This window comes from Proteus sp. G2669 (genome assembly GCF_009915245.1).
GTDB lineage: Bacteria > Pseudomonadota > Gammaproteobacteria > Enterobacterales > Enterobacteriaceae > Proteus.
Window position 1 is genome coordinate 1 of sequence record NZ_JAABLX010000049.1, and the last position, 5,638, is coordinate 5,638.

The following is a 5,638-nucleotide window of genomic DNA, read 5'->3' on the forward strand; positions in this document are numbered from 1 at the left end:
TACATTAAAAAATAAACAAACTGTTTTTTATTTTCATTGTCAGCCTAATGGTTCACCTGATGCCTTAGTTGATGGTAACGGTGATATTCAATGGCAAGCTCGCTTCACCTCTTGGGGTAAAACAGAAATTGAATTAGGAGAGTTTCATTATTATCCCCAAAATCGTGATCAAAACTTACGTTTTCAGGGGCAATATCTCGATAGAGACAAATTTGTCGGGAACAAATTTGAACAGCATTTACGCTGGCCCGTAGGGCGAGTATCAGGATGATACGAGTATTCAGGTTTACACTATAATACCTTTCGCTATTATGATCCTGATATTGGTCGATTTACCCAGCATGACCCGATAGGGTTAGCTGGTGGGTTAAATCTGTATCAATATGCCCCCAATGGATTAGTGTGGGTTGATCCTTGGGGATTATTAAAAGAAGGTGAAGTTGCTGGATATGGTTCTAAACTTCATGCCCGAGATGGACTAGAGGCTCATGAGATAATTAGAAATAAATATTTCCAAATCTCAGGTATTGGTACAGGAAGAAGAGTTAAAGGAAATCCATCAATAGCATTAACACCTGAACATCATGATTGGGTTCATGCGGCTGAAAATACATTACGTAAAGCTATGAAATTAGGTGTAAATGATATGCTTAGTTCAGCTAGATTAGAAATAAAACTAATGTCTAAAGCTATACAACTATCACTTGTTGATACCAATATAATTTCACAACAACAATTGAGAACAGCAAAAAGATATGCAAAATCTAAAGGTTGTTATTAAATAAGGTATATCTAATGGGATTTAATAAAATTACTATAGACAGTGTAGATCATAAAATAGGCTATATTGGTGGTGGAGCATACCTAGAAAATATAGCAGATTGGCCTATGGATAATAATAAACGACCAATGTTTCCTTTTATTAGCTTGGAAAAAAAATTTTTTCCAACAAATACTTTTCCAGATCATATGATGATAACTGTATTTTTACCTTTACCTAAAAAAAATATATTTTCCATAAATTACTTTAGAGATATTTCTTTAAATCTAAATATTGATAATATTGATATAAAAAAATTAAGTGCTAAAGTATTAATTCATCGGAAGGGAACTAATGAATTGATTATCCCTAATGAATTTGCTTTACCTAAAGGATTTATTAATTTGAAAAGCTTATCAAGCGATGAACTCAAAGAAGAAATAGAAGATGAAATAAATGGTATTGAAATTTCCAAACAATTTGGAAGACCAGCTTGGTTACAAGATCAAATAAATATAAATTCCAGATATCACTTTATAACACAAATAAATGAAACGGATCTAAAAAATTTCAATAAAGCATATGAAAATATATTTAACGATGGTATGGGATATATTTTCTTAGATTATAAAATAAAGAACACAAATAAGACATCTAATGCTGGTTTTTTCTTCATACAATACTTATAAGCTTTAATAATCAGCTGGTTATTTTTATAACTAGCTGATTTAAATCGGGAACATGATATTTATTTATAAAAAATAAAATAGATGATATCTCTTATCTAAACAGCTTAAATATATCTATATTTCACATTAAAATTTACAAAAAATAAATATTAGCATTATTCCTATTATACAAAATACTGTTTGAAACACCGTACTTCATCATTCTCTCTGCAACTACCACAAGCACAACAACGTTTACCTTTAAAAGCACACACTTGTGGTACGACTACCTTTTTATGGGAAGGCTTGCGATTATTAAGCGAATATCGACACGGCATTGACATGCTCTATATCTATGAAGATGTGGGCAGTTACTCTCCCTTAGCGCGCGTTGATACATTAAAAAATAAACAAACTGTTTTTTATTTTCATTGTCAGCCTAATGGTTCACCTGATGCGTTAGTTGATGGTAACGGTGATATTCAATGGCAAGCTCGCTTCACCTCTTGGGGTAAAACAGAAATTGAATTAGGAGAGTTTCATTATTATCCCCAAAATCGTGATCAAAACTTACGTTTTCAGGGGCAATATCTCGATAGAGACAAATTTGTCGGGAACAAATTTGAACAGCATTTACGCTGGCCCGTAGGGCGAGTATCAGGATGATACGAGTATTCAGGTTTACACTATAATACCTTTCGCTATTATGATCCTGATATTGGTCGATTTACCCAGCATGACCCGATAGGGTTAGCTGGTGGGTTAAATCTGTACCAGTATGCACCAAATCCGTTGACGTGGGTTGACCCATGGGGTTGGTCTAATAAACCATTAAACTCACCTGATATTATTAACTGGACAAATAAAGGTGGAACCGTTTACCTGGAAATTAATTCTAAAGTATGGGTTTATGTCGATTGGGAGGGAAATAAAGTTCGCTATCCAAATGGATATCCGGATTTTTCGCCTTATGTTGTCCAGAGTGTCGACGTTACAGATTTGAAAGGAAATCATAGTAAATCTCCTAGTGGTGATTTTGGAAAGGCTGATAAATTGGTAAGTAGTCCGGCGAACTATGATGTTAATACATGGCATCATCATGAAAATACAGTCACTATGCAAGAAGTACCAAAGAAAATTAATAGTAGGTTCACGCATCGAGGTGGTGCATCTATAATTAAGAAAGGTTGCTAACAATAGGTGGTATTATGGCTATAGTTTATTTTGATGGTTTGAGTGATAAGGAACTTGCTGTTATTGAAGGTAAATATGGTCTTAAGCTTCCTGTGGATTATAGGTTGTTTTTATCTAATTATAATGGATATAGAGTAACATCTCCTAATTACTGTGATTTGCCTTTTAAAAATGTTGATGATGGGTTTATCTCTTTTGATTCACTCTTTAGTGTGGGTTCTGAAAATGAAAACTTTTGCTTGGAATATATAAATGATGAGTATTTATCTGAGCTGGAGTCCATAGAGTATTCATTTTTAATTGGTTCGGACCCAGGGGATAACTTCTATTTTTTGGTGACTGAAGGTGCAAGTAGTGGTGTGTATTATTGGGATCGTGCTGAGATTCATTCTGATAGTGTAGATGGAAGAATTAATGTTTATAAGATATGTGAAAAATTTGAAGTTTTTTTCGAAATGATTTTGTCATCATATAAATAAAAGATAGGATATTATTAAAAGATATCCTATCTCATTTACAATGATTATCACTCCCCGATCAGCGCTTTAACCTTAAACTTAAATGCGGCGATCTGGGTTTGTTGCTGCTGATTTTGCTGCTTAATCGTCCGGATATCCTCGCTGTCCGGGATTAGTACCAAACAGCCGTTTAAAATTTTCACTGCAGACGTGAAACCCGTCTCAAAGCCTGCATCTTTTAATCAATATCCTGTTAAGTGGATTGCCGGCAGTGGGCTGGTTTTGCTGCCACTCAGAGCATAGCCCATGGTGTAATAACACTCTGTTTTTTTGGAGAGAGGTATTTATCACTCGGTTTTACTTAGAATTCGTCTTAACCGTGGTAACTATCCTTTACCTTTAATTGTTTGGTTAATGGTGTTGGTGTGCTTGATTACCTGTGGTCTAGCGACCAAATGGTGCAAGAAACGCCAGTTTATGCTGATGGCACACCGGCTTATGATGCTCAAATTCAGTGGCTCTATCAACCCGGCGAAATTACTCCAACAGCTCGTTATCAACGTGGAAAACTGCATTATGTCGTCACTGACCATCAAGGTACACCACGCGAAATCTTTAGCGAAAAAGGCATTGTCAGCTGGGCAGGACGTTTAAATACCTGGGGACAAATGGCCTTTTGGCAATCTCATGATGATTATGTCGATAATGACCCTGAATATACCGAATGCCATTTTCGTTTTGCGGGTCAATATGAAGATAAAGAAAGTGGCTTGTATTACAATCGCTTTCGCTACTATGATAAGGACACAGGGCAATATATTTCACCAGACCCTATCGGATTATTAGGTGGCTTTAATCCGTATGGGTATGTGCATTGTCCAACGGGGTGGGTTGATCCGTTTGGGTTAAGCTGTAAACCGACACCAAAACAACAAAAACAAATTAATGAACTCAAAAGTGGAAAAGATATTTATGTAAAAGACGCTAACGAGGCGAGAGAGTTACTGAATTTTATGCCCGAACTAAAACCACAGCATGATATTCTACCAATTCCATCTACATTTCCGAAAGAAAGTGGTTTGAGTTCTTTATGGAAACAAAAAAGAGGCACATACAGAGGAGATACATATAATACACACAATCCATTTTCTGATATTGTTCATAATATGCCAGGGAATAAAATTCATGATACACATGCACACTATAATATATTATTTCATGATGGTACTAAGGCTGCGATTTTAATTAAAAACTAGGAAATTTTATGAGCATCAATAAATATTTAAATTTATCAACACCATATACTTACATTGAGATAAATTCAAAAAAAGCAACTCTATTCATTGAATATGGTATTGTTGGTAATAATGATTTTAACATATCATATTTTAAAGATTATTCTTCTATTGATGATATGTATTACTCTTATTCTAATTTCGTTGGAAACATTGAATACCAAAATAAAAAAATTGAATGGCCACCATTATTAGATATTTATTCTGGAGGTGACAAAGTACAACTTAAATCAATGATAAAACTTATTAATAACTCATTGGAAAATAAATTAATATTGCCAGATGACGGTATTGGTTATACGTTATTAACTGATAAAGATAATTTACAATATTGTCTAAATGGAGCTATATCCGCATTACAGTGCTGTAAATAATAAAGATCATATTTAAGCACCTTATCACCAAACTGATCTTATTTCTCCTAAAATAGGGAAATTTTTATTTCCCTAAGTAATACTTTTATTTGAAGCCTAAATTAATCAAATTGTTTTTTTATAATCTATTGACCTGTTCTAAATAAGGTTGATACTTTTCCAATCTAAAATTAGAGAATGCAATTAAAAAAATACTAAATGAATTCAACATGATTATTTACTTTCTTTAAAATTATCGGTTTTTAACCAAATAGGAAAAAATGAACTCACCTATGTAAACAAGCCCAATATCGATATGGCATACAAAGCTGTTCTACCGTTTTAATATGGCTTCGTAAACATGGTTGATTTTATTCTCTACTTTCGTTCCTACATTTTAGTAACCCAATACAGCAACCAGTTTGAACGTCAAAGTGAAAAGTTTCAGTACGATAACAATCTCAATATCACAGAGCATCAGTTTATTCCATCTGATACACAAGGTGCCTTTTTACAACTGGCACAACAGCAACAAAAAGGCCGTGTCACTCGCCGTATCATCGCCAAAGGTTATCAAGATTATCACTACGACATTAATGGTCGATTAACGCAAAAAGTGGTTCATCAGCACGGTTTCCGGGCAAAAACATGGTATTACCAATGGAATACGCTTAATCAACTTATTGCCTGTTTTAATCCTGAAGGAGAATGCTGGCGCTACACTTACGATGCCTTTGGGCGACGACTCAGTAAAAGCAAGGTGGTCAATAATCGCCCTATTTCACCGCCCAATTCACCCTTTAAAAATAAACGTATTCAGCGTATTGATTACCTGTGCTCTGGCTATCAGATGGTGCAAGAAACCCCAATTTATGCCGATGGCACACCCGCTTATGACGCTCAAATTCAG

Annotated in this window: 7 protein-coding genes and 4 pseudogenes; all 11 read left to right on the forward strand. The window is 34.5% G+C overall.

Annotated elements, in window-relative coordinates:
* Positions 1 to 424 (forward strand): annotated as a pseudogene (locus GWI68_RS20465) (RHS repeat-associated core domain-containing protein); the annotation flags it as partial.
* Positions 401 to 781: a hypothetical protein gene (locus tag GWI68_RS20470; RefSeq protein ID WP_243733403.1), complete on the forward strand. Its 381-nt coding sequence runs from the start codon at positions 401 to 403 to the stop codon at positions 779 to 781. The pseudogene GWI68_RS20465 and the gene GWI68_RS20470, both read left to right, overlap by 24 nt.
* 14 nt (positions 782 to 795) lie before the next feature.
* Positions 796 to 1,449, forward strand: coding sequence for a hypothetical protein (locus tag GWI68_RS13930; protein ID WP_166540682.1), 654 nt, complete (start codon positions 796 to 798; stop codon positions 1,447 to 1,449).
* A gap of 180 nt (positions 1,450 to 1,629) precedes the next feature.
* Positions 1,630 to 2,094: an RHS domain-containing protein gene (locus tag GWI68_RS13935; RefSeq protein WP_243733399.1), complete on the forward strand. Its 465-nt coding sequence runs from the start codon at positions 1,630 to 1,632 to the stop codon at positions 2,092 to 2,094.
* Between the two features lie 21 nt (positions 2,095 to 2,115).
* Positions 2,116 to 2,232 (forward strand): annotated as a pseudogene (locus GWI68_RS20590) (RHS repeat-associated core domain-containing protein); the annotation flags it as partial.
* Positions 2,221 to 2,622 (forward strand): HNH endonuclease, encoded by a 402-nt coding sequence (locus tag GWI68_RS20480; protein ID WP_243733400.1) that lies wholly within the window; start codon positions 2,221 to 2,223, stop codon positions 2,620 to 2,622. The pseudogene GWI68_RS20590 and the gene GWI68_RS20480, both read left to right, overlap by 12 nt.
* Before the next feature lie 14 nt (positions 2,623 to 2,636).
* Positions 2,637 to 3,101, forward strand: coding sequence for an SMI1/KNR4 family protein (locus GWI68_RS13940; RefSeq protein WP_166540683.1), 465 nt, complete (start codon positions 2,637 to 2,639; stop codon positions 3,099 to 3,101).
* Between the two features lie 413 nt (positions 3,102 to 3,514).
* Positions 3,515 to 3,991: pseudogene (locus GWI68_RS13945) on the forward strand (RHS repeat-associated core domain-containing protein); the annotation flags it as partial.
* A 353-nt stretch (positions 3,992 to 4,344) separates the two neighbouring features.
* On the forward strand, positions 4,345 to 4,749 hold the full coding sequence (locus GWI68_RS13950) for a hypothetical protein (RefSeq protein WP_166540684.1): 405 nt from the start codon (positions 4,345 to 4,347) through the stop codon (positions 4,747 to 4,749).
* A gap of 202 nt (positions 4,750 to 4,951) precedes the next feature.
* A pseudogene (locus GWI68_RS13955) lies at positions 4,952 to 5,094 on the forward strand (IS3 family transposase); the annotation flags it as partial.
* Positions 5,090 to 5,638 (forward strand): RHS repeat domain-containing protein (locus GWI68_RS13960; protein WP_243733401.1); only part of this gene is annotated, 549 nt, incomplete at its 3' end. The pseudogene GWI68_RS13955 and the gene GWI68_RS13960, both read left to right, overlap by 5 nt.